The organism is Paenibacillus sp. FSL R5-0527 (genome assembly GCF_038008055.1).
Lineage (GTDB): Bacteria > Bacillota > Bacilli > Paenibacillales > Paenibacillaceae > Fontibacillus > Fontibacillus macerans.
The window spans coordinates 5,513,192-5,536,049 of record NZ_JBBOYI010000001.1 but is presented as its reverse complement, the minus strand read 5'-3'; the positions used below and the strand labels follow the sequence as shown (position 1 = coordinate 5,536,049).

Annotated in this window: 22 protein-coding genes and 1 other RNA gene; 20 read left to right on the top strand and 3 right to left on the bottom strand. The window is 54.8% G+C overall.

The genetic code is table 11. The features are described 5' to 3' along the window. Nucleotides 1–317: 317 nt before the first annotated feature. The 7 genes from NYE69_RS24605 (at nucleotide 318) to rnpB (ending at nucleotide 7,122) form a co-directional block, all read left to right on the top strand. Nucleotides 318–767 carry a YaiI/YqxD family protein gene (locus NYE69_RS24605; RefSeq protein ID WP_036627858.1) on the top strand — a complete coding sequence of 150 codons (450 nt, stop codon included), beginning with the start codon at nucleotides 318–320 and terminating at the stop codon, nucleotides 765–767. A 98-nt stretch (nucleotides 768–865) separates the two neighbouring features. Continuing rightward, complete coding sequence (gene dnaG / locus NYE69_RS24600; protein ID WP_316560774.1) at nucleotides 866–2,686, top strand: DNA primase; 1,821 nt, start codon at nucleotides 866–868, stop codon at nucleotides 2,684–2,686. A 45-nt stretch (nucleotides 2,687–2,731) separates the two neighbouring features. Further along, nucleotides 2,732–3,853, top strand: coding sequence for an RNA polymerase sigma factor RpoD (gene rpoD, locus NYE69_RS24595; protein ID WP_316560775.1), 1,122 nt, complete (start codon nucleotides 2,732–2,734; stop codon nucleotides 3,851–3,853). Nucleotides 3,854–3,932: 79 nt separating this feature from the next. Next, the gene (locus NYE69_RS24590; RefSeq protein WP_278738250.1) at nucleotides 3,933–4,757 is read left to right on the top strand and encodes a hypothetical protein; all 825 of its coding nucleotides are present in this window, start codon (nucleotides 3,933–3,935) and stop codon (nucleotides 4,755–4,757) included. Then, complete coding sequence (locus NYE69_RS24585) at nucleotides 4,754–5,524, top strand: tRNA (adenine(22)-N(1))-methyltransferase (protein ID WP_316560776.1); 771 nt, start codon at nucleotides 4,754–4,756, stop codon at nucleotides 5,522–5,524. The genes NYE69_RS24590 and NYE69_RS24585 overlap by 4 nt, the downstream gene beginning before the upstream one ends. After that, nucleotides 5,500–6,615 (top strand): Nif3-like dinuclear metal center hexameric protein, encoded by a 1,116-nt coding sequence (locus tag NYE69_RS24580; protein ID WP_213511078.1) that lies wholly within the window; start codon nucleotides 5,500–5,502, stop codon nucleotides 6,613–6,615. Before NYE69_RS24585 ends, NYE69_RS24580 begins: the two co-directional genes overlap by 25 nt. Before the next feature lie 101 nt (nucleotides 6,616–6,716). After that, nucleotides 6,717–7,122: RNase P RNA component class A (rnpB, locus tag NYE69_RS24575), an RNA gene on the top strand. 114 nt (nucleotides 7,123–7,236) lie between these two features. Here rnpB and NYE69_RS24570 read toward each other — a convergent pair. Then, nucleotides 7,237–9,165 (bottom strand): S8 family peptidase, encoded by a 1,929-nt coding sequence (locus tag NYE69_RS24570; RefSeq protein ID WP_340928295.1) that lies wholly within the window; start codon nucleotides 9,163–9,165, stop codon nucleotides 7,237–7,239. 155 nt (nucleotides 9,166–9,320) lie between these two features. On the opposite strand from NYE69_RS24570, the gene NYE69_RS24565 reads away from it, so the two are divergent. The 6 genes from NYE69_RS24565 (at nucleotide 9,321) to thiI (ending at nucleotide 14,067) form a co-directional block, all read left to right on the top strand. Then, nucleotides 9,321–9,827: a YpuI family protein gene (locus NYE69_RS24565; RefSeq protein ID WP_213511075.1), complete on the top strand. Its 507-nt coding sequence runs from the start codon at nucleotides 9,321–9,323 to the stop codon at nucleotides 9,825–9,827. Between the two features lie 150 nt (nucleotides 9,828–9,977). Then, complete coding sequence (locus tag NYE69_RS24560; protein WP_227872902.1) at nucleotides 9,978–10,184, top strand: DUF1540 domain-containing protein; 207 nt, start codon at nucleotides 9,978–9,980, stop codon at nucleotides 10,182–10,184. Between the two features lie 36 nt (nucleotides 10,185–10,220). Further along, nucleotides 10,221–10,643 (top strand): hypothetical protein, encoded by a 423-nt coding sequence (locus NYE69_RS24555; RefSeq protein ID WP_328270865.1) that lies wholly within the window; start codon nucleotides 10,221–10,223, stop codon nucleotides 10,641–10,643. A gap of 170 nt (nucleotides 10,644–10,813) precedes the next feature. Further along, nucleotides 10,814–11,548 (top strand): lytic transglycosylase domain-containing protein, encoded by a 735-nt coding sequence (locus tag NYE69_RS24550; protein ID WP_328270866.1) that lies wholly within the window; start codon nucleotides 10,814–10,816, stop codon nucleotides 11,546–11,548. 126 nt (nucleotides 11,549–11,674) lie between these two features. Beyond that, on the top strand, nucleotides 11,675–12,814 hold the full coding sequence (locus NYE69_RS24545) for a cysteine desulfurase family protein (protein ID WP_340928291.1): 1,140 nt from the start codon (nucleotides 11,675–11,677) through the stop codon (nucleotides 12,812–12,814). Between the two features lie 17 nt (nucleotides 12,815–12,831). Continuing rightward, a complete protein-coding gene (thiI, locus tag NYE69_RS24540; protein ID WP_340930513.1) occupies nucleotides 12,832–14,067 on the top strand; it encodes a tRNA uracil 4-sulfurtransferase ThiI in 1,236 nt (411 codons plus the stop codon). 99 nt (nucleotides 14,068–14,166) lie between these two features. Here thiI and NYE69_RS24535 read toward each other — a convergent pair whose 3' ends face one another. Beyond that, nucleotides 14,167–14,871, bottom strand: coding sequence for a TerC family protein (locus NYE69_RS24535; RefSeq protein ID WP_340928289.1), 705 nt, complete (start codon nucleotides 14,869–14,871; stop codon nucleotides 14,167–14,169). A 130-nt stretch (nucleotides 14,872–15,001) separates the two neighbouring features. Between NYE69_RS24535 and NYE69_RS24530 the strand changes: the two genes are divergently transcribed. The 6 genes from NYE69_RS24530 to NYE69_RS24505 all read left to right on the top strand — a co-directional run bounded on the left by NYE69_RS24530 (nucleotide 15,002) and on the right by NYE69_RS24505 (nucleotide 20,599). Beyond that, a complete protein-coding gene (locus NYE69_RS24530) occupies nucleotides 15,002–15,664 on the top strand; it encodes a TerC family protein (protein ID WP_316560779.1) in 663 nt (220 codons plus the stop codon). A 177-nt stretch (nucleotides 15,665–15,841) separates the two neighbouring features. After that, nucleotides 15,842–16,342 (top strand): hypothetical protein, encoded by a 501-nt coding sequence (locus NYE69_RS24525; RefSeq protein WP_340928286.1) that lies wholly within the window; start codon nucleotides 15,842–15,844, stop codon nucleotides 16,340–16,342. A 323-nt stretch (nucleotides 16,343–16,665) separates the two neighbouring features. Then, complete coding sequence (gene typA / locus NYE69_RS24520) at nucleotides 16,666–18,507, top strand: translational GTPase TypA (RefSeq protein ID WP_328270870.1); 1,842 nt, start codon at nucleotides 16,666–16,668, stop codon at nucleotides 18,505–18,507. Nucleotides 18,508–18,555: 48 nt separating this feature from the next. Beyond that, a complete protein-coding gene (locus NYE69_RS24515; protein ID WP_036621358.1) occupies nucleotides 18,556–18,864 on the top strand; it encodes a YlaH-like family protein in 309 nt (102 codons plus the stop codon). Between the two features lie 89 nt (nucleotides 18,865–18,953). Beyond that, the gene (locus NYE69_RS24510; RefSeq protein ID WP_316560780.1) at nucleotides 18,954–20,045 is read left to right on the top strand and encodes an LCP family protein; all 1,092 of its coding nucleotides are present in this window, start codon (nucleotides 18,954–18,956) and stop codon (nucleotides 20,043–20,045) included. Between the two features lie 101 nt (nucleotides 20,046–20,146). Then, nucleotides 20,147–20,599 carry a pyridoxamine 5'-phosphate oxidase family protein gene (locus NYE69_RS24505; RefSeq protein ID WP_124333053.1) on the top strand — a complete coding sequence of 151 codons (453 nt, stop codon included), beginning with the start codon at nucleotides 20,147–20,149 and terminating at the stop codon, nucleotides 20,597–20,599. Between the two features lie 41 nt (nucleotides 20,600–20,640). On the opposite strand, the gene NYE69_RS24500 is transcribed toward NYE69_RS24505, so the two are convergent. After that, entirely contained in the window at nucleotides 20,641–21,228 is a 588-nt protein-coding gene (locus NYE69_RS24500) for a YhcN/YlaJ family sporulation lipoprotein (RefSeq protein ID WP_340928282.1), read from the bottom strand. 127 nt (nucleotides 21,229–21,355) lie between these two features. Here NYE69_RS24500 and NYE69_RS24495 point away from each other — a divergent pair, with 127 nt between their 5' ends. Beyond that, on the top strand, nucleotides 21,356–22,687 hold the full coding sequence (locus NYE69_RS24495; protein WP_328270873.1) for a PhoH family protein: 1,332 nt from the start codon (nucleotides 21,356–21,358) through the stop codon (nucleotides 22,685–22,687). Nucleotides 22,688–22,858 lie beyond the last annotated feature (171 nt).

Genomic DNA, 22,858 nt, shown 5'->3' with positions numbered 1-22,858 from the left:
GTAGCGGCGAGAGCAACGGACAACTCCTAGTTTTCCGCATCAGCTCAGGTTTTCAAATCGTACGATCGCCCGCCGGAAATCTAACGGTTGCAGCAGGCGCTATTTTCCGCAAATAGACCTTTTCTGAATTCTAACGGTTGTGCCCCGGTTTGCCTGAATCCAAGCGAAATTAGCCGGGGTAAAGTGAAATAAGCGCAACGGCAACCGTTAGAATTCGAAATCAACGTTTTTGGAACAAACAACGCTTGCGGCAACCGTTAGAATAGTTTCGCGGGTAGCATTCAAGGTACATTCCCGGGAAGGCGAGGCGAGTGATTATGCGCGTTGTCGTGGACGGGGACTCCTGCCCGGTAAAGGCGGAGATCGCCGAAACGGCCGGCCGCTACGGCGTTCAGGTGGTGATGGTTTCTTCCTATGACCATACGCTGCAGCCGGCGGACGGAGTTGCCGTCATTCAGGTGGACCGGAGCAGTCAGAGCGCCGATTTGTATATCGCGAACCATGTCGTAAAGGGAGACATCGTCGTCACCCAGGATTACGGTCTTGCCGCGCTGGTACTGGCCAAATCCTGCTCCAGCTTGTCGCCGCGCGGCGAAATCTTTCATCCGGGGAACATCGACCGTTTGCTGGAGCGGCGGCATGCTCACGCCAAAGCAAGGCGCGGAGGGCAGCGCCACAAAGGGCCGAAGCCATTTACGAACGAGGATCGCAAACATTTTGCCGAAGTGCTGTCAAAACTTTTGGAACATATGCAGGAGAATGTATAGTTTTAGCGAATTACTATTTACGTGTCATAGAGAAGCTTCAAAATGTCCGAAATTTTGACGTGTTGAAATTCTCTTTGCGAAAGATGAAGGTGATTTGAATGAGCACCGGACGCGGCATTCCGGAAGAAGTCATCGAGGCCGTCTTGCGGCAACACGATATCGTCGACACGGTCAGCAAGCACGTTCATCTGACAAAACAGGGCAAGTACATGAAGGGGCTTTGTCCGTTTCATTCGGAGAAAACCCCGTCTTTTACGGTAACCCCCGAACGTCAAATCTTCCACTGTTACGGCTGCGGCAAGGGCGGAAACGCCATCAAGTTCAGGATGGAAATCGAAGGATTAACTTTTCCCGAAGCCGTCCGGATCATGGCGGAAGAGGCGCATATTCCTTTTGAAGACAAAGGAAGAAGCTTTGGGGATTCGCCGCAAAACCGGGAATTGGAACAGCTCTTGCAAGCCCATGAATGGACCTCCAAGTTCTATCACTATTTGCTGAAGAATACGGAATACGGCAAACCGGCCATGGAGTATTTGAAATCGCGCGGTTTTACCGATAAAGCGATCGATACGTTCCAAATCGGTTACGCCCCGGCCAGATGGGATACGCTGGTTCAGTTTTTGGACAAGCGTTCTTTCGATCTAGGCGCGATGGAAAAAGGCGGACTGTTGTCCTCGAAACAGGATGGGAGCGGGTTTGTCGACCGGTTTCGCGATCGGGTCATTTTTCCTTTGCACAACCGGAGCGGTAAAGTCATAGCCTTTGCCGGCAGGGTACTTGGCGAAGGGCAGCCGAAATATTTGAATTCCCCGGAAAGCAAGCTGTTCAGCAAAAGCCGGACGCTTTACAATTTGCATCAGGCGAAGAACGAAATCCGGAAATCGCGGCAAATTGTGTTGTTTGAAGGTTATGGCGACGTGATCAGCGCTTGGGAAGCGGGGGTTCATAACGGAGTGGCCACGATGGGAACCGCGTTGACGGAAAGCCACGCGTCGATCATGAGAAGTCTGGCGGACGAGGTCCTGGTGTGCTACGACGGGGATCAGGCCGGACAAGCCGCCGCGCTCAAGAGTATTCCGATTTTGGAGAACGCCGGTTTTCAGGTCAGAATCGCGCTGCTCAGCGAGGGGCTCGATCCCGACGAGTTTATCCGTAAATACGGGGCGGACCGCTTCAAACATCAAGTGTTGGACGGCGCCGTCTCATCCGTCAAATTTAGGCTTATATATCTGAAAAAAAACCATATACTGCTAGAAGAAGACGGAAAGGTCGCTTACATCAAAGAAGCGATGCCCATTATCGCGGGGCTGGCTTCGCCAAGCGAACGCGAGATATATTTGAAGGAATTGTCCGCCGATTTGCAGGTGTCCTTCGACAGTTTGAAGCAGGAATGCAACGAACTTAGAACAGCCATGCAAAAAAAGGCAAACGCCGGGGATAATAAGCCCGAAAGGTGGAATAATGGTAGGCATAAAAAAGGGCAGGCTTCCATGCCGGCTCTGCTGCCCGCTTATCAGGTGGCGGAACGGAGATTGCTTTCTTTTATGCTGCAGGACGAAGAAGTGGCCCGTTATGTGGGCGATCGTCTTGGCACCAATTTTAACATCGAAGATCATGTGGCGATTGCCGCTTATCTATACGCCTATTATGCGCAGGGAAAAACCCCGGATGCAAGCCGGTTTATCTCCTCGCTTCAGGATGAACGGCTTGAGCGGACGGTCATCTCGATCGCCATGACGGATACGCCGGAGGAATGGACGGCGCAAGAGCTGGACGATTGCATTCGGGAGATCCGCAAAGTACCGCTTCTCGCGCAAATCAAGCAGAAGAAGGAAGAAATGGTGTCCGCGGAACGAGCCGGGGATTTTATGCGTGCGGCGCAAATTGCAAGTGAGATTATTGCCCTAGAGAGACAGTAAGACGATGGACTTTCGGTGACGTTTCTAGGGAGGAGGGAGCCAGATATGACGAATGACCAGCATACTGAACTAGAAACTGAATTGACGCTGGACCAGGTAAAGGATCAGCTGATTGAGCAAGGCAAGAAAAGATCTTCATTATCATATAAAGAAATTATGGAGAAGCTCTCGCCCTTCGACCAGGATCCGGAACAAATGGACGAATTTTATGAACAATTGGCGGATTTGGGCATCGACGTCACGGGTGACGGCGATGAAGAGCATCGGCGCGGGGAAGAGGATGCCGCGCATGATGACGATTTTAACTTTGACGATGATTTGAGCCTGCCGCCGGGCATCAAAATCAATGACCCTGTCCGCATGTACCTGAAGGAAATCGGCCGGGTTCCCCTGCTTTCCGCAGATGATGAAATGGAATTGGCCAAACGGATCGAAAACGGGGATGAGGAAGCCAAACGCCGCCTGGCCGAAGCGAATCTCCGCCTCGTGGTGAGCATCGCCAAGCGCTATGTAGGGCGCGGAATGCTGTTCCTCGATCTCATTCAGGAAGGCAATATGGGCCTCATTAAAGCGGTCGAGAAATTCGACCACAAAAAAGGCTTTAAATTCAGCACGTACGCAACGTGGTGGATTCGCCAGGCGATTACGCGGGCGATAGCCGACCAGGCCAGAACGATCCGGATTCCGGTTCACATGGTGGAGACGATCAACAAGCTGATCCGCGTCTCCCGCCAGCTGCTGCAGGAGCTGGGACGCGAACCCGCGCCGGAAGAAATCGCCGCCGAGATGGATCTAAGCGTCGAGAAAGTTCGTGAAATCATGAAAATCGCCCAGGAACCGGTATCGCTGGAAACACCGATCGGGGAAGAGGACGATTCCCATCTGGGAGATTTTATCGAAGACCATGAAGCTTTGGCCCCGGCGGACGCCGCCGCTTACGAACTCCTGAAGGAACAATTGGAGGACGTCTTGGATACGCTCACGGAACGGGAGGAGAACGTGCTTCGGCTTCGCTTCGGACTGGACGACGGACGGACGAGAACGCTGGAGGAAGTCGGCAAGGTGTTCGGCGTAACGCGGGAGAGAATCCGGCAAATTGAAGCAAAGGCGCTCCGCAAGCTGCGCCATCCGAGCCGCAGCAAGCGGTTGAAGGATTTTCTCGAATAAGCGTCGCGGGTAGGCGTGTTAGCTCTGACCTTCTGCAGCCAAAGCAGCAAGGTCATTTTTGTTAAAAGAGGTGCTGCCTTTGAATCAGGACAAAAAAGCAATCATCCTGAACGAAATCGAGCACTGGAGAAGGAGCCGGCTGCTTCCCGAACAGTACTGCGATTTCCTGCAAAATTTGTACAGCGACGAGCCGGAAGGGGATTCCCGAAGCTTCTTCTCCTTGGGACAAATTCAGCAAGGAAGCTGGAAACTTTGGTCCCTTTCATTTGGCATAATTTCCTTCTTTTTCTTTATTGTTTTTTATTTTAGCGCTTTTCCTTGGGGTTTGCAAATCGCGGCTGCGCTGCTGCTTTGCTTCGGTTGTTATTCCCTGGCGGCGTACCAGCGGCGCAACCGGCCGTTGTTCGCATTGTGCGCGGCGGGCCTGGGCAGTTTGCTGTTGCTGGGTTTCGGGGGCTGGACGATCCGCCTTCAAGGCTGGGAAGCGGACAGCGGAGCCGCGCTGCTGATCGCCGTTTGCGGGATCGTGTGGATTGCCGCGGGTTACAGCCTGCGGTTGGGGATTTTGACATACTGCGGGTTCGTTTGCGGCATTTTGCTGTACGCTATCCTGTTCGAAAGGCTGCATCCCGAAACGTCCTGGGCGCTGCTGCAGCTGTTATGGCTGCCGGTTGCCGCCCTTCTGTTTTGGTTAAGCTGGTTGAGTCACCATCGGCTCAAGCAGTCGGCCCGCGTGTTTTTCGCCGTCTCCCTTACGCTGTGGTTTATGCCGGAGGCGGATGTATTTCTGCTACGGCATGCGGCCTATGAGGGGATGGCGGCGCTGGCGCTGCTGAAAATTGCCGCGGCGTTCCTAATCTTGTTCGTATTACGTAAAAAATGGGTGGTGTGGATCGCTTCATGAGATTGTCCGCAAGATTGCAGCTAATATCCGATCTGCTGCCAAAGGGCTGCCGTTTTGCCGATATCGGGTCGGATCACGCCTTGCTGCCGGTATCGGCGGTGCAGAGCGGGCGGGCCGCATTTGCCGTGGCCGGCGAGGTCAACGACGGGCCGCTGGAGGCGGCCAGACGCCATGTCGCCGAGGCCGGGGAGACGCAGCGGATTTCCGTCCGCAAAGGAGACGGGCTGGCCGTCATCGCTCCCGGCGAAGTGGACGCGATTACGATCGCGGGTATGGGCGGAGCCTTGATCGTTTCGATTTTGAGCGGCGGCAAACCCAAGCTTGCAGGGGTTAAGCGGCTGGTGCTGCAGCCGAATGTAGGCGAAGAGCTCGTGCGCCGCTGGCTTGCCGAAAATGATTGGTACCTGGCCGAAGAGGCTATTTTGGAGGAAGACGGCAAAATATACGAAGTGATGATGGCGGAGTCGGCTGCCGATGCTGCGGTGCGGAATGCCCAGCTGTACGCAGAGCGCGAATTGACCGATCATGAGGGGCGGGGAATCGCCCTTTCGAAGGATTTGCTTTATTTGATGGGACCGCGGCTGACGCTTAAACCGGACGATGTTTTTTTAAAGAAATGGGAATCGGAAATCCGCAAGCTGGAAAAGATCCGCCGTTCGGTGGCCTCATCCGCCTTGGAAGCGTCCCGGGAAAAGGAAGAGGAACTGGGGCGGCTTACGGAACAACTCCAGGAGGTGCTGGCATGTTTGCAAAAGGTCAAACGGTAATTCAATACATGGAGCAGCTTGCTCCGAAACATGTGGCGATGGAAGGCGATAAAATCGGGCTGCAGCTCGGCAGCCTGCAAAAGGAGATCAAAAACGTACTGATCGCTTTGGACGTCAACGAGGCGGTGGCGGATGAAGCCATCGCCGCAGGCGCCGATTTGATCGTCGCCCACCATGCGATTATATACCGCCCGCTCGCCAATCTGCAGAGCGATACGCCGATGGGCAAAGTGTACGAGAAGCTGATCAAAAACGATATCGCGGTGTACATCGCCCATACGAACCTGGATGTGACCGACGGCGGGATGAACGACTGGATGGCCGAAGCTTTGGGCATCGAAAGCGCCGCGCCGCTGGAGGACCTGCATACCGACAACCTGTATAAGCTGGTCGTGTTCGTCCCCAAGGACCATCACGAAAAGGTGCTGGACGCAATGCTGGGCGCCGGAGCGGGCGCTATCGGCAACTACAGCCACTGCAGCTTCAACATCGAGGGATACGGCACGTTCAAGCCCGGCGAAGGCACCGACCCCTATATCGGGGCGCAGGGCAAGCTGGAGAAGGTGGAGGAAATCCGCATCGAAACCGTCGTTCCGCAGAGCCTGCGCAGCAAAGTGATTCAGGCGATGCTGAAGCAGCATCCTTACGAGGAGGTCGCCTACGACCTGTATCCGATGGAGCTCAAAGGACGGACGCTGGGGCTTGGCCGCGTCGGCAAGCTGCGGGAACCGGTCACGCTGGAAGACTTCGTGCAGCGGGTTAAAGAGCGGCTGGACGTGCCGATGGTGCGCGTTGTCGGCGATCTGAAGCGGCCGGTCCGCAAAGCCGCCGTGCTGGGCGGATCGGGGGGCCGTTATTGGAAGCAGGCGCAGTTCCGCGGCGCCGATGTGCTCGTCACCGGTGACGTTGATTACCACACGGCCCAGGACGCCTTGATGGCCGGGATCGCCATCGTCGATCCGGGGCACAACGCCGAAAAAATCATGAAGCGGAAAGTGGCAAAGTGGCTGACGGAGAAGCTTAATGAAGGCAAATATGACACCAAGGTGCATGTTTCCGCCATCGATACGGAACCGTTCGTATTTATGTAGAACCATGAAGAATCATGAGGAACCATGAAACGCCAGTTTTTCCGCTGATTCACACTTGTCAGCGGCCGTCAATGTCTGTATACTATGTAATGTTGCCTATGAAAGTTTGACAGACAATCGCCGGCGGCTTTAAGGCCGCGGGAGGAAAGTCCGGGCTCCACAGGGCAGGGTGCTGGATAACGTCCAGTCAGCGCGAGCTGAAGGATAGTGCCACAGAAATGGACCGCCGATGGCCGCCGCAAGGCGTGCACAGGCAAGGATGGAACCGAGGTGTAAGAGACCCCGAGGAACGCTGGCGACTTCGTTCCTGGTAAACCCCACCTGGAGCAAGACCTAATGGGACGCGGCTTCTTAGGAAGCAGCCTTTGCCCGAGGCGCGTCCGGGTTGGTTGCTGGAGCCGTTCAGTAATGGACGGCCTAGATAGATGATTGTCGCTCAAGGGCGGGAGGGTAGTTCCCGTTAATACCGCAAAGAGTACAGAACCCGGCTTACGGCAAACTTTCAACACTGCAAGGCACAAGCATACTTATATCTATGGTCAAAGCCTCCGCAGCGCGTGAATGCACATACGCGCTGCGGAGGCTTTTGGTTTGGACGGGCCTTACTTAATTTATATAGCTTTACTTGTTCTGATCGATTACGCGGTCCATTTTGCGCTGGATCGATTGCGGCCAGAACTGCAGCGGAGCGTTGCCGCCTCCGGCGGCCTGCAGCGCGGCGTACACGTCGATCTGTCCGTATCCGTAATATTTGTCCCGCCCGGCATCGCCGAGATCGATCACGTTTTTACGGATAATGTCCATGACCTCCGTATTTTTCAGGTCGGGATTGATCGAGCGGATCAAAGCCGCCAGGGCCGCCACATGCGGGCTGGCCATCGAGGTGCCGGATAAAGCGGCGTATTGATTGTCCGGATAGGTGCTGGCAATGCTTTCGCCGGGGGCCATGACGTCAATATAGTCCCCGTAATTGGAGAAGGAAGCCTTCTTCAGGTTAAAGTCCGTGGCGGAAACGGACAATACCTCCGGATAAGCGGCCGGGTAGCCCGGACGTTCCGTATTGTCGTTGCCCGTGGCGGCGATCAGCACAACGTCATGATTATAAGCGTATTTGATCGCCTCATGCAGAAACTGGGCATCCGCGTAGTTGCCGAGGCTCATATTGATGACCTTGGCCCCATGGTCCGTCGCCCAAATGATCCCCTGGGCCACCGAATAGGTCGTCCCGGAGCCGGATTTGTCGAGCGCTTTGACCGGCAGGATTTTGCCGCCCCACATCATCCCGGCGATCCCTTCGCCGTTATTGACGTTGGCGGAAATGATGCCGGCGACATGGGTGCCGTGGCCGACATCGTCCGTCGGTGCCTTGTCGGGATTAATCACGTTGTAGCCCTTCAGCAGCCGTCCTTGCAGGTCGGGATGCTTCAGGTCCACGCCGGTGTCCACGATGCCCACGATCACGTCGTTGCTGCCTTTGGACAGCTTCCAGCCCCGGTTCGTCTCCGTGACCGGCAAGTTCCATTGGTATTCCGAGAACAGCAGGTCGTTCGGAATTACCGGCGTATCCTCCTGCATCCCGGTACTCGCATCATTGTTGAATAAACCGCCGTCCCAAAATCCGCCGCCGAACTCATTGGTAAGATACAAATAATGCGGCTCGATATATTTGGGCCTCCACTTTTTCTGGAAGTAGCGCTTCAACTGCTTCATGTCCATCGTTTCCGAGCGGAAAATATACGTATGGTTGAGCTTCCGCGTCATCGAGCCGCTGATGTCTTTTTCGATCCGCCGCATTTCCTGCGGTGCCGGCTTCTTGTCGAAGGTAACTACGATTTCGTTCTCATAATAATGGCTTGCCTTTTCGTTGTCATGGCCGGTTTTGACGGTGATGTCGCGAAGCGTGTCGGCGTGCACGGATTCGACTTTGAATTTACCTTCCTTCGGGTAGGGAATCAGCCGCAAATTTTTGTGCTGATGTTCTTCAACACGGCTCAAAATGCCGGCGTCCATGATCGCGATAACGCCCTTTTTTCCGGTTTTGGCCGGCTCCGCCGACACAAAGTATTTGGGCTGTTTTGCCGGAAACACGGGAGATTCGTAGGACTTCGCTTTGTTCAGCGCCTTGCGGGCGTAACTTACGTACGTATCGAGCTGTTCTTTCACCGCCGGGTCCGGCCGGAAATCCGCGCGGCGAAACTGCTTTTCCTGCCGGTTTTCCGCATCGTACCAAAAAATCGCCTGAAACTGCTTGTGATCTTTTTGCAGCTCCCGGGCCGAATTCGGCAGCTTGCCGGATGGAGCCTGGGCAAAATCGGAAGCTAGGGTGCGAAGATGCCCTTTGGCGTCCAGGCGGTAAAGGCGTTCCGTGGCGGTGACATCGCGCCGCAGCATGTTTTGCTTCAACTGCTGTTCCTCCGCCGGTTTCGGTACGGAGAGTTTGGCTATTTGATTTCTTGGCCTTGCGTCGTTGTCCGTTCTCGGAAACAGGGAAATCGCCGCAATGGCGGCGGCTCCCGTCAAGCCGATCGCGGCCCATCTGCGCCAGTTCATCGTTGTTCCTCCTTCACATTCGTAATGCCGATGGGTATATCGTGAGGTGAACTGCCCGTTTTTATTCTTGAGGGATACCTTAAATGGTCAAATTGTGTTACGATAAGGGCGTTAATGACTATACCGATCATTACAGGTGAAGGAGAATTGTTTGCATGCCACAAGCCAATAACATCAGGCAACTTTGTGAAACTGCAAGGGAACAGCTTAAGAGCGCGGCCGGCCGGATCGAAGCGTTTTTGAACCATTATTCGCTGCCGCAGCTTACGGAAGGCCAAAACGAAGAGCTAGGTTTATTTTACAAGGGGTTGCTGTCGGACCTGCGGCATTTGCTCGTTTATTGCGAAGATTGCTATGAGAAGCTGGGGATCGTGCTTCGCCGCGGCACCTTTGATGAGGAAGCGGCCGAAAAAGCGCTGTATCATGTATATCACGACTGCGTAAATAACTTCTTCTATCCCAAAAACGAAAGTTACTCCGAGGACGGAAGATATGCATATACCGGGCAAGACGCCATCCGTTTCCGCAAGAAGCCGTCCCGTCCGGCGCGCGACGTCGTGCTCGACATTACCCGGGCGTTCGAGGAACTGCGCGATGATCTGACCTATTATGAAAGCGATTATTTGATTCAGCTTCGCTTGAACCGCGCTCATTCCAAATAACCGAATTCACCGATTTGAACACGGGATGCCGATTTCGGCATCTTTTTTCTTTTTTTGCCCCGATTTGTCAGCCTCTGGTCTGTATAGCGATCCGCCGCTGCGGGGAAAATGTTAACCGAGGTGATCAATATGCCAAACGGGGACAAACCCATGGTCAAATGCAGCGTCTCCAACTGCACGTATTGGGGAGAAAAAAACGTGTGCAACGCCGATGTGATTATGATCGATATTGACCAGCACGCGGGTAGACATTACAAAGCGGAATTTGCCGGCGAAACGTTCGATACGGAACATCGGGATACGGCAGCGTCGTCCTCGGCCACCTGCTGCCATACGTTTAAACCGAAATCGTCTTAACCGCAAAAATCAACCTACTAGCGGAGGTGCTTATTGATGACTGATTCCATGAAAGAAGAAGACAAAACGGATCTGCCGTCAACCGAAAAGCAAAGCCGGATCGATTATCCGCGTAAAGACCACCGCGAGGAATATGCCGCCGAAGTAACGCCGGCGGGAACATTCAGCGGAAACGCGGTTCGCGAACGCCGGGAAGATACGGATGGAGAAGCCGGCGATGCGAACCGGGCTGAGCGCGCCGATACAGATGCGAACACGGCCGGACGAACGGTTGGCTACGTCGGTGTTGGTTTGGGGATCGCCTCGCTTTTCCTGTGGTCGATTATTTTGGGTCCGCTCGCTGCCGTGATGGGTTTTTACGCATACAGCCAAGGCAATAAAACATCCGGAGCATGGGCGATCGGGCTGGGGATCGTGTCGACGCTTAGTTATTTTGTCCTCATGCCGTTTACTCGATAATTTTCGCCGTTTTCCTCTTGTTTCTTGCCGATAACGGCTGGCTGACGTCGCATTTCCGGACGTTGGCCTTTTTCATTTTTCGCTTTTTTCGCAAAAAGTGGTGGTTATTGGCGGCGTTTGCGTGTAAAATAAAGGCATCGAACTTGTACACGGAAAGAGGAGTATCACGCATGCAAATTGACCCGCGCACTTTGGGACAGCTCATTCAACTGCAGACGATGAACGGCCTGGATCTGCAGGGAACTTCGGTGGAACGGACGGCCGCCCATACCGATGGTTCGTTGTTCGATATTCTGCTGCAGGAAATAATGTTGGCGGAGCAGGGGGAAACGGGCGCTTCAGATTCGTCTTTACCGGGATACCTCCCGGGAAGCGGTTTGGATCTATCGGAGGGGCTGGCCATGCTATCGCCGTCCATGGCGAATATGGATTATGCGGACGCGGTTTCCGCGGAACCCCCGGAAGCTTCGGCGCTGCCGGTCAAAGCCGGAGATAATATCGAAGCGCTGATCGCCCGGGCCAGCCAAACTTACGGCGTTCCGGAAAGCCTGATCAAGGCGGTAATCGATACGGAATCTTCTTTTAATCCGACGGCGGTTTCGTCCGCGGGGGCCAAGGGGCTGATGCAGCTGATGGACGGAACGGCCCGGGGGCTTGGAGTCAGCGACCCGTTTGATCCGGCGCAAAACATCGACGGCGGCACCCGGTATTTGTCCTATCAGCTAAGCCGCTTCGGCGGTGAGTTGAAGACGGCGCTGGCGGCCTATAATGCCGGCCCGGGGCGTTTGCAAAGGCTGGGTATCGGCAACGACGAGCAGTTGATGGAGAAGCTGCATTTGCTCCCGCAGGAAACGCAAAACTATATCCGCAAAATTTTGACGGCGCAAGCCAAATACGAAGTCTGATGCCAAGTTTACAAGGCTGATCAGTTGAACTTATTAAAATTTAGAGATCGCAAAGAAAAACGCTCCGAATCCTTTTTGAATTTCGGCGTTTTTTCTTTTGGTCTTTTTTGGAATGAAGGTGAAACGATGATTTATTTCGACCACGCGGCGACAACGCCTCCATACAAGGAAGTAACCGAAACGGTGGCCGAGGTCATGGCCCGCCATTACGGGAACCCGTCTTCCCTGCACCGGCTCGGCGAGGAAAGCGATAGGCTGCTGAACAAGGCCCGTGAGGTGTGCGCGGCGGCGCTGTCGGTAAACCCTAAGGAGATTGTCTTTACGGGCGGGGCCACGGAAAGCAACAATACGGCGATTAAAGGGGCGGCCCTGCAGTATACTAACCGGGGAAAACATCTGATCACGACGGAAACCGAGCATCCGTCGGTCTACGAATGCTGCAAGCAGCTTGAGTCCTGGGGCTGGGAGGTTACCTATCTGCCGGTCGATGCGGACGGTCTGGTCGCCCCGGAACAGGTGGAGGCGGCGCTTCGTCAAGACACCGTGCTCGTTTCGGTCATGCATGTCAATAATGAAACCGGGACGCTTCAGCCGGTGGCGGAAATCGGCGCGATGCTGAAGGATAAGGCGCCGCGGGTGTTGTTCCATGTGGACGGGGTGCAGGGATTCGGAAAGCTTCCGCTTGCGGTCAAAGGCTCCGGGATTGATTTATACAGCTTGTCCGCGCATAAACTAAGAGGGCCCAAAGGGGTCGGCCTGCTGTACGTCCGCGAAGGGCTGAAGCTGTCCCCGCTGCTGGCCGGCGGCGGCCAGGAAGGCGGTCTGCGCTCCGGTACGGAAAACATTCCTTATATCGTCGCTTTCGCCAAGGCGCTGCGTCTTGCGAGCGAAGGGCAGCCTGGCCGGGCCGCCAAACTCGGGGCGCTGAAGGATCGCCTGCTCCGGGGACTGATAGCGCAGCCCGAGCTTTTGATCAATACGCCGGGGGCTTCCGCGCCGCATATCGTTCATTTTTCGTACCCGGGAACGAAAGCGGAAGCGCTGCTCCATATGCTGGAGGAGGAAGGGTTTTTCGTATCGACCCGCTCGGCTTGTTCTTCCAGGCGAAGCGAACCGAGCCGTGTGCTGCTGGCCATGGGAAGAAGCCCGGAGGCGGCATCGTCCGGCATTCGCATCAGCCTGGGGGAAGAACACCACGAACAGGATATTGACGCTTTGCTCGCCGCGCTGAAAAAATCGGTTCAGCGTCTGCAAAGCTTACGATAGGAGAGAACACGTTTATGTTGTTGTACGATATGCTGCTGCTCCGTTTCGGAGAAATTACGGTCAAAGGGCGGAACCGTCCCCGCTTTGAACATGTGGCGCTCAAGCACGTAAAGGCGCTTCTTCGCAATTACCCGCGAACGGAAATCCGCAGGGAGTTCGGGCGGATTTACATCGTACTGAACGGCGAGCCCGCTCAGGCGATCATCGAGTCGCTGAAAAATGTGTTCGGCTTGACTTCGATCAGCCCGGTGAAGGTGGCCGCCTCGCGGCTGGAGGACATTGTGGCCGCGGCCGTATCTTTTGTGGAGGAGGCGTCCGTCAAAGAGGGAACGACGTTTAAAGTGCATGCCCGGCGCGTGTGGAAGGCGTTCCCCCATTCCTCCCAGGAGATGAACCACCTGGTCAGCAAGCCGATCCTGAATGCGTGTCCGCAATTGAAAGTGGACGTGCACAAGCCGGAGCTCGAACTGCGCGTGGAAATTCGCGAGCAGGGAACCTATTTGTACTCCGAGGTCATTCCCGGTCCCGGAGGGTTCCCGCGGGGCACGAACGGCAAAGCGATGCTGCTGCTGTCCGGCGGAATCGACAGTCCGGTAGCCGGCTGGTCCGCGATGCGGCGGGGGCTTGAAATCGAATGCGTGCATTTCCACAGCTACCCGTTCACGAGCAAAAAGGCGGAGCAAAAGGTGATCGATCTGGCTGCCGTGTTGTCCAAATATGCCGGGGAAATCAAACTGCATCTCGTACCGTTTACGGACATTCAGACGTCTTTGGCGCAAACGGGGCAGGACAATCTGATCATCACCCTGATGCGGAGGGCGATGCTGCGCATCGCTACCCAGCTAGCCGAACGCAGCGGCGCTTTGGCGCTGGTGACGGGGGACAGCCTAGGCCAGGTGGCGAGCCAAACGTTGTCCAGCATGAACGCGATTGGGCGGGCCACTGACCTGCCGCTGCTCCGTCCGCTGGTCATGAGCGACAAACTGGACATTATCGCCTTGGCGCAGCAGATCGGAACGTACGACTTGTCGATTTTGCCTTACGAAGACTGCTGCACCTTGTTTGTGCCCAAATCGCCTTCAACCAATCCGAATTTGCGGATATTGGAAAATATCGAGCGCTCGCTGACGGATTTGCCGCAGCAGATCGATCGGGCGGTCGAGGAGACGGAGACGATCCTGATCCGGCCGGGACGCGAAATCAAACGTAAATCGTCTGCAGAAGAGGAAGTCGTGCAGAGCAAGTGGTTTTGAACATAGGTACGGCCGCAATGCAAAAGCGCGAGCACAGAGGTGCGATCCCTCGATGTTCGCGCTTTTTTTGCGCCAATTTTCCTGACTTTTTCTCGGCCTTTAGCGGGTTGCCGGATGGGTGCTGGCGTTGTCCTTTTCTTTCTGTTGGCGTCTTTTCTTCAGGAATCCGGCCAGCAGCACGCCGCAGATTACGACGGCGATCAACCCGTACCGGAGGCCGGGATTGTCCTCAAAGAACGCAAGAAAACGCGGTTCCTCCGTAATCATTTTAGCTGCGGTATAAGCCAGCACGGCCGCCCCCAGGTAGGCGATCCACGGAAACTTCTCCAGCAGCTTGATAAACAACGTGCTTCCCCAGACCACGATCGGCACGCTGATCAAGAGGCCGATTGCGACGAGGACCATGTGGCGCTGGGAAGCGCCGGCGACCGCGATTACATTGTCGAGGCCCATGGCGGCGTCGGCGATGACGATCGTCCGCACGGCCGGCCATAGCTTATCCTTCGCTTCGATGCTGTCGTGGTCGCCTTCATCGGCCAGCACTTTGTAGGCGATAAAAATCAGCATCAGTCCGCCGGCAGCCAGCAGCCACGGAATGCCGAGCAGCCAAACGACGATCAAGGTCGCCGCAATCCGCAGAATGACGGCGCCGCCGGTTCCGTAAATAATCGCCTTCTTCTGCACGGTGCGGGGGAGCTTTCTCGCGGCCATCCCGATGACGATGGCGTTGTCTCCCGCCAAAATCAGATCAATAAATACGATATTGATCAGGGACAGGAAAAAAGCCGCACTAAATAATTCCATTTAAGGTCACTTCCTTATAAACGTAAATACGTATTAACGCTCCAAAAGGGTTCACTTGTCCGAAAGACGATGTTTCAGAATGGCATAGCTTGGCTCAATTCCTCATACAAGTTGTAAGGGAGGGATGAGCGTGGAGCAGTTGATTTTATTGTCGGAAATATTGATTATAAATCTGGTGCTGAGCGGCGATAACGCGGTGGTTATCGCGATGGCCAGCAAAAGCCTGCCGCTGCAGCAGCGCAAACAGGCGGTTTGGTGGGGCGCCCTGGGAGCGGTTCTGCTGCGCTGCGCGCTTACCTGGATCGCCGTGATTTTGTTGAAGATTCCTTTTATTCATGCCGCGGGAGGGCTTCTTCTTGCGGGGATCGCCTTCAAGCTGCTGCTTCCGGCGCATGAGGACGATACCCGCGTTTCCGGGGCGGCATCGATGTGGAAAGCGGTGCAGACGATTCTGGCCGCGGATTTCGTGATGAGCCTGGACAACGTCCTGGCCATTGCCGCGCTTGCGAAAGGCGACTTGTCCATCCTTGTGATCGGCATCGCCATCAGTATTCCGATCGTCGTCTGGGGCAGCAATCTGATCGCCGATTGGCTGCAGCGCCTGCCGATCCTGACCTACGCGGGGGCCGGCATCCTCGGTTATACGGCCGGCGACATGTTTCTGCAGGATCCGCAGCTGGGCCCGGCGCTGGCGGCAGCCATGCCGAACGTGGCCCAAATCGTCCCGGCCGCGGTTGCCGTGCTCGTTATTATGTTCGGCTGGATGAAAAAATATAAGGCCGGCCGCGGTTGAATCGCCTGGGAGCAAGGGAACGGCCGCCTTTCGGGCCTAGCGAAAATCATTTTTCGGAAGGCGCAGGGGGGAGGAGTGGTTTTTTGCCCGATTTTCAGCTAAACTGGAAGAGAACAGGGATGTCGTAATTTGCTGCGGCTTGTCCCTCATTGTCTTCTGGAAGGTGTGTGATGGATCGTGTCCGACAACAACAAGCTGATGACGGGGATTTTGATTCTGGCTGCCGGGATCGTCATCCTCCTGGGGAAATTGGGTTTTTTCAGTTTTCTCGGAAGAGCGTTTTGGCCGCTGCTTCTGCTGATTCCCGGAATTGTGCTGCACCTGTGGCATTTCTGGAGAAAGGGACCTTCCGAGCTGCTCCTGCCCGGGGCGATATTGGTCGTATACAGCATCGTTTTCTTCATCGCCATCATCGGCGGGTGGGGAACGCTGAAATACACCTGGCCGCTGTTTTTCCTGGGAATTGCCGTCGGTTTGTTCGAATACGACTATTTTTCGCCGCGCCGCCAGAGCGGAATGTTCATCGCGGCGCTGATCATCGGTGCGATTTCCGTCATTCTGCTGGGGTGGACGTTATTTTCGCTGTCGCTGATTTATGTTCTTGCCGTCCTGCTCATTATCGGGGGGATTTGGCTTATCGTGGCGAGAGGCCGCGGGAAAAACCGGAGCATCTGGTAACGACATGCAAGTTCTTGAATTCTGCGCGATTTCGCGTATAATATAAGGGATAAGTCAAGCGTCGGCATTTTGTCCGACGCTTTGTTTTGTGGCAGTTGAACTAAAGAAAAGGCGGGAGCTAGGCGGGGAGTGTGCAATGATTCTGAAGAAACGGCAGTGGTCGCCTTTGTGAGCGGATTTCTTCCTTGTTGGAATCTATGAAATCATAGAAATCCGCGAACAACAGCGATCGTAAGAACATTTCACACGGCTGCCCTATTCCCTACAATCATTCGTTCAACTTTTATAGAAATAAAGAGACGAAAGGATATGGAGATAAACCTATGCATGATAGAAATCAAATCCGCAACATTGCGATTATTGCTCACGTAGACCATGGCAAAACGACGCTAGTCGACAAGCTGCTGCAGCAATCCGGGATTTTCCGGGAAAACGAAGCCGTTCAGGAGCGGGCGATGGACTCCAACGACCTGGAACGCGAACGCGGCATCACGATTTTGGCCAAAAATACGGCCATCACGTACAAAGATTATCTGATCAACATCGTGGATACCCCGGGGCACGCCGATTTCGGCGGCGAGGTGGAACGGATCATGAAGATGGTCGATGGCGTACTGCTCGTCGTCGACGCTTATGAAGGCTGCATGCCGCAGACGAAATTCGTACTGCGCAAAGCGCTGGAGCATCACTTGACGCCGATCGTCGTCGTCAACAAAATCGACCGCCCGGCCGCGCGTCCGGCCGAAGTCATCGACGAGGTTCTGGACCTGTTCATTGAGCTGGAAGCTAGCGACGAGCAGCTGGATTTCCCGGTCGTTTACGCGTCCGCGCTGAACGGAACGTCCAGCCTCGATCCGGAAAAACAGGACGACAACATGCTGGCCCTGTACGAAACGATTATCGAGCATATTCCGGCGCCGACCGAAAACGTCGAAGAGCCGCTGCAATTCCTCGTTACGCTGATGGACTATAACGAATATTTGGGGCGGATCGCGATCGGACGCGTCAACCGCGGCGTCATCCGCCAGGGACAGCCTGTGGCCGTGATGACGCGCGACGGCGGCAAAAAAGCGGCCCGCATCGAGAAGCTGTTCGGGTTCCAAGGCCTTCGCCGCGTGGAAATCGAGGAAGCCGGCGCCGGCGACATTGTCGCCGTGGCGGGGATCAAGGACATCAACATCGGTGAAACGATCGCCGACCCGAACCAGCCCGAGGCGCTGCCTGTCCTGAAAATTGACGAGCCTACGCTGCAGATGACGTTCCTCGTCAACAACAGTCCGTTTGCCGGCCGCGAAGGGAAATGGGTCACCTCCCGCAAGCTGCGCGAACGTCTCTTCAAGGAACTCGAGACGGATGTATCGCTGCGGGTGGACGAGACCGACAGCCCGGATGCGTTTGTCGTGTCCGGACGCGGTGAGCTGCACCTCGGCATCCTGATTGAAAATATGCGCCGCGAAGGCTACGAGCTCCAGGTGTCCAAACCGGAGGTTATCGTCCGCGAGATCGATGGCGTGAAGATGGAGCCGATCGAACGGCTGCTGATCGACGTGCCTGAAGAAAGCATGGGCGCGGTGATGGAGAGCCTGGGCTCCCGCAAGGCAGAAATGGTGAACATGATCAACAACGGAAGCGGCCAGGTGCGGCTTGAGTTCCTGATCCCGGCCCGCGGACTCATCGGGTACCGGACGCATTTCCTGACCTTGACCCGCGGCTACGGCGTTATGAACCACGCTTTTGACAGCTATGGTCCTTATGCGGGCGGCCAGGTCGGCGGACGCCATGAAGGTGTGCTCGTTTCGAGCGAAAACGGCGTATCGACGCTGTACGGCATTTTGTCCATCGAGGATCGCGGGATTTTGTTCGTTGAACCGGGCACCGAAATTTACGAGGGCATGATCGTCGGCGAACATACGCGCGACAACGACATTGTCGTGAACATCTGCAAGGAAAAGCAGCTCACCAACGTCCGTTCGGCAACGAAGGACGAAACGGTCAAGATGAAAACGCCGCGGCTGTTTTCACTGGAGCAGGCGCTGGAGTATTTGAACGACGACGAGTACTGCGAGATTACGCCGAAATCGGTTCGCCTGCGCAAAAAGATTTTGAACAAAAGCGAACGCGAACGGGCCGAAAAACATCGCAAAATGTCGGAGGCCAATTTATAATATAAAGTAAAGCGTACTTGCACTATCCTTTTAAAGGAGGACGCCCCATTGCAAGCTTGGTTTGCGCAACATCCGGTCATTTCGTATCTGCTGATTTTGGTGCTGATCATTTTCGTGTACAACAAGGTATTTCGCGCGCAGCAGAAGCTTCCGCTATGGAAGGAAGCGATTCTGTATCTGCTTATGGCGATAGGTTCTTTCCTGCTGCTTATTTTTCAAATCGATAAGCTGCCGATCATCCAGTGCCTTCTGGTTGCCGTTGCGCTGATGCTGATGGTGCGTATCCGTTATTTTGTCGAAGGGCGGCAAAAGAAAAAAGATGGGGCGAACCCGACCTCGGGCGACAAGTCGGCATAATTTTCCGGGAAATAAACCGGTAACTTTTCAGCGATGCGGTTCGTCTTTTAGATGCGGCTTAATATCACAGAAATAAGGTGTTTAATTGCATGAGTTCCAATCGCAGCGGTTTGCCTCCCAGAAAGCAAACCCAAAGCCGGTCCACGAAAAAAACGCTAAAGAAGAGAAAAAAGCCTAGCGGTATCAGGACATTTTTCAAAATCCTGCTGACGGTCATGATCGTTGCGATCATCGGCGCGGGGCTATATGCGGGATATTTGATCTACACGACCGATCAGGTGATCGATGCAACGGGCACATCGGGAAAGGTGGCTCCGGAGAAATCGGCCAAGGTCAAGCCGCTTACGATGCTGCTGCTCGGAACGGATTATCGTCCGGAAACCGGGACGCACCTCAGCGACGTGATGATGGTGGTTGCGATGAATCCGAACACCAAATCCGCTACGATCGTGTCGCTGCCTCGCGATACCAAGCTTGAAATGGACGGCTATAAAACGAACAAAATCAACGCGTTTTATCCGAACTTCCTGGTGGCGGAGAAAAAAAGCGGCATTCCGGCGGAACAGGAAATGAAGACGATGATGAGCAAATTTTTCGATACTTCGATCGATTACGTGACGGTGATCAACTTCCAAGGTTTTCGCGATATCGTCGACGCTTTGGGCGGCGTGGATGTCAATGTCGACGCCGACATGTGTTACCGGGATCGAGCCGACGGTACGGATATCAACTTGAAGAAGGGGGCGCAGCACCTGAACGGGGAAGATGCGCTTGGGTATGTCCGGTACCGGAAGTCCAACTGCAGACCGAGAACGAAAGGCTCCGACGATTTTGACCGCAACCGGCGCCAGAATGAAGTGCTCCATGCTTTGATCGATCAGGCCAAATCGCTTAACGGGGTTTTGGGAGCGGGCAAAGTGATCCAATCCGTCGGCAAAAACCTGGAGACGGACCTGGAGTCGGAACAAATGAAAAACCTGATTTCCGCCTATTGGGATATTTCCAAGGAAAACGTGGATTTCATGCCGGTTACCGGGGATTGGAAAAGCCCTTTCGTATATTTGCATCAGGACGAGCTTGACGCGGCCAAACAAGCCTTGAAGGATGAGCTTGCCGGAACCAAGCAGCCGGCCCGGGAAGATAACGCCGCGGAGGCGGCGGACGGGTCATTGAACGATTGAAGGCAAGTTTTGCCTCGTGCTATAATACAATTAACTACAGGATGACTGAAGTTCCCTAAGTTTAATCCCTTGAAGGTTTAAGTGCAGGAGGGCTGGTAATGATGTCAGAAACCGTCACCCAATTGTCCGATTCGCTTTACGCCGCTCTCCAGTCCGAGACATTTGTGCTGCTGAATACGGTGGATCGGGAATCCGGGGGGCCGACGTCCAGCGCCATTTCATGGCTTTACGCCGTTGATCACGCCACGCTGCGGCTGGCTCTGGATCATCGTTCGAGGCTGGTCGGCAACATTAAGGCCAACCCCAGAGTTACGGTTTCGGTGTTCGGCAAAGAAACGATTTATGCCATTAATGGCCGGGCAACCGTTGTGCAGGACCCATTAGAAGGGGTTCCGTTCAAGATGTGCTGCTTCGATGTGCGCATCGATGCGGTTCGCAACGCCTTGTTTTACGGCGCGCAATTAGTTTCCGCTCCGGTTTATGCCAAAGTATACGACCAGCGTGCCGCGGACATGCTGGACAGCCAAGTGTTTGCCGCAATGAAAAAAGCCTAGCGACTTGTTCGCCAGGCTTTTTTTGCCTTATTGGGACAAACTTAGCGGGTTCTTGGCGGGATTTGCCTGCTTTGGTCGCCCGGGGCTATATTCATCCGCGTTGGGCTTTCGCCCGTCTGCGGCCGGGTGTCGTTTGGCATCTGCGGAACGATCCGTCCGATGATATCGGCGAGTTCGGTGGCCACGCCCGCTACAGGATGGCCTTGCTGGATTTTTTTACCGATTTCCGCGAGGCGCTGGTTCAAGTCCATATCGGCCGTAACGATGGCGCCGGCCCCCTGGGGATCTTTACGAAGGGCTTCAGCCACTGTATATTTAATGCTTCCCACGCGGGCGCGTTCCAGCCGGCTGTCGACGTCGATGCCGACGACAGCGGTGTTGCCCATTACGACGCAATGCGCGCCTTGGACGCCAGGCACTCTTTTTACCAGCTGTTCCAAATAAACTTGTCTATCCCGATCTGACATCTTCCTTGGGGTTGCCAAATTCGGATTAGCGTTCGGGCTTACGCTTTGCGTCCGGGGAACGGTGCCCGTTTGATTCTGTGGAGAGGGTGATGCCTTTTTATTAACAGTTCCGCAGCTTGTAAGCAGGGTAGCCGTCAATAACAAACACAGCCATATTCGCATGTTGGATCCGTCCTTTCGGAAATGATCTATTGATTCGACGATAATTCATCAGATATAGATTTCCCGGGGCGGAGAAAAATATGTATGAAGTCATAAGGCTGCAATGACCGCGGTGGAGGGGATAAGGATGAAAAAAATCTTTGTATTGGATACCAATGTGCTGCTGCATGATCCGCATGCGATTTTTGCCTTCGATGAACATGAAGTGGTCATACCGGCCGTCGTGCTGGAGGAGATCGACACGAAGAAGCGCAACGCCGACGAACTGGGCCGCAACGCCCGGGGCGTCTCCAGGCTGCTCGATGGATTGCGCGAAACGGGCCGTCTGCATGACGGAGTTCCGCTCGAAGGCGGCGGCAGGATCAAGGTGGAGTTAAACCATCGCAGCTTCATCAAAGTTCAGGAGATGTTCGGCGAGGTGACGAACGATAACCGGATTTTGGCCGTGGCGCTTAATTACCATTTGGAACAAAAGGAGCTGCCCGAGCCGCGGCCGGTCGTGCTGGTCAGCAAGGACGTGCTGGTCCGTATCAAAGCGGATGTGCTCGGGCTGACCGCCCAGGATTATTTATCGGACCGTACGGTCGGACCCAGCGATCTGTACGGAGGGTACTCCACCATAAAAGTCCATCCTTCGCTCATCGATGAGTTTTACACCTACCGTTCCTTGCCGGTCAAGCTGCTGGGACTTCATTATTCCCTTAATCCGCACGAGTTTGTTATTTTGAAAGATGAGATGGGCAGCGGAAAATCGGCCCTGCTGAAGCTGAACGAAGACGCCAGCCGGCTTGAGCCGCTGTTTTTAAGCAATGAGCCGGTATGGGGGATCAATGCCCGCAACGCGCAGCAGCGGATGGCGCTGGAGCTTCTGCTGAACGACGATATTCCGCTGGTGACGATCACCGGCAAGGCGGGAACCGGCAAAACGCTGCTGGCCCTGGCCGCCGGCCTGCTTAAAGTCGAGGACGAACACAAATACAAGAAGCTGCTGATCGCCCGCCCCGTCGTGCCGATGGGGAAGGACATCGGATTTTTGCCCGGGGAAAAGGAAGAAAAGCTGCGCCCCTGGATGCAGCCGATTTACGATAACCTGGAATTCCTGTTCGATACGAAAAAATCGGGGGATATCGAGAAAATATTGATGGGGCTCGGCAGCATCCAAGTGGAGGCGCTGACGTATATCCGCGGGCGCTCCATCCCCGGGCAGTTTATTATTGTGGATGAGGCTCAGAACCTGACGCGCCATGAGGTGAAAACGATCGTATCCCGGGTTGGAGAAGGCAGTAAAATCGTGCTTATGGGGGATCCCGAGCAAATCGACCATCCCTACCTCGATTTTTCCAGCAACGGCCTGACGGGTCTCGTGGAACGCTTTAGGGATCAGGGGATCAGCGGGCATATTACGCTGGAGAAAGGCGAACGATCCAAGCTGGCGCAAGTGGCGGCGGATTTGCTGTGAAAGAGGTAGTTCAAAAAGTCCGAAGATAAAGAATTATTAAGGCGCGAACTGATCCAGTCCGCGCCTTTCTAAACAGAATTAACCTGACTCTAACAGCGGGGGAACGCCATATCCATCCCTCCCCTTGCACTTAGCGCATGGGTTTACATGACAAAGAACCTCGTCAGCGGC

Bases quoted from the DNA above. Each gene is read 5' to 3' on its own strand.
- NYE69_RS24605 (WP_036627858.1), top strand. From the start codon at position 318: ATGCGCGTTGTCGTGGACGGGGACTCCTGCCCGGTAAAGGCGGAGATC.
- dnaG (WP_316560774.1), top strand. From the start codon at position 866: ATGAGCACCGGACGCGGCATTCCGGAAGAAGTCATCGAGGCCGTCTTG.
- rpoD (WP_316560775.1), top strand. From the start codon at position 2,732: ATGACGAATGACCAGCATACTGAACTAGAAACTGAATTGACGCTGGAC.
- NYE69_RS24585 (WP_316560776.1), top strand. From the start codon at position 4,754: ATGAGATTGTCCGCAAGATTGCAGCTAATATCCGATCTGCTGCCAAAG.
- NYE69_RS24580 (WP_213511078.1), top strand. From the start codon at position 5,500: ATGTTTGCAAAAGGTCAAACGGTAATTCAATACATGGAGCAGCTTGCT.
- NYE69_RS24570 (WP_340928295.1), bottom strand. From the start codon at position 9,165: ATGAACTGGCGCAGATGGGCCGCGATCGGCTTGACGGGAGCCGCCGCC.
- NYE69_RS24565 (WP_213511075.1), top strand. From the start codon at position 9,321: ATGCCACAAGCCAATAACATCAGGCAACTTTGTGAAACTGCAAGGGAA.
- NYE69_RS24560 (WP_227872902.1), top strand. From the start codon at position 9,978: ATGGTCAAATGCAGCGTCTCCAACTGCACGTATTGGGGAGAAAAAAAC.
- NYE69_RS24555 (WP_328270865.1), top strand. From the start codon at position 10,221: ATGACTGATTCCATGAAAGAAGAAGACAAAACGGATCTGCCGTCAACC.
- NYE69_RS24550 (WP_328270866.1), top strand. From the start codon at position 10,814: ATGCAAATTGACCCGCGCACTTTGGGACAGCTCATTCAACTGCAGACG.
- NYE69_RS24545 (WP_340928291.1), top strand. From the start codon at position 11,675: ATGATTTATTTCGACCACGCGGCGACAACGCCTCCATACAAGGAAGTA.
- NYE69_RS24535 (WP_340928289.1), bottom strand. From the start codon at position 14,871: ATGGAATTATTTAGTGCGGCTTTTTTCCTGTCCCTGATCAATATCGTA.
- typA (WP_328270870.1), top strand. From the start codon at position 16,666: ATGCATGATAGAAATCAAATCCGCAACATTGCGATTATTGCTCACGTA.
- NYE69_RS24510 (WP_316560780.1), top strand. From the start codon at position 18,954: ATGAGTTCCAATCGCAGCGGTTTGCCTCCCAGAAAGCAAACCCAAAGC.
- NYE69_RS24505 (WP_124333053.1), top strand. From the start codon at position 20,147: ATGTCAGAAACCGTCACCCAATTGTCCGATTCGCTTTACGCCGCTCTC.
- NYE69_RS24500 (WP_340928282.1), bottom strand. From the start codon at position 21,228: ATGCGAATATGGCTGTGTTTGTTATTGACGGCTACCCTGCTTACAAGC.
- NYE69_RS24495 (WP_328270873.1), top strand. From the start codon at position 21,356: ATGAAAAAAATCTTTGTATTGGATACCAATGTGCTGCTGCATGATCCG.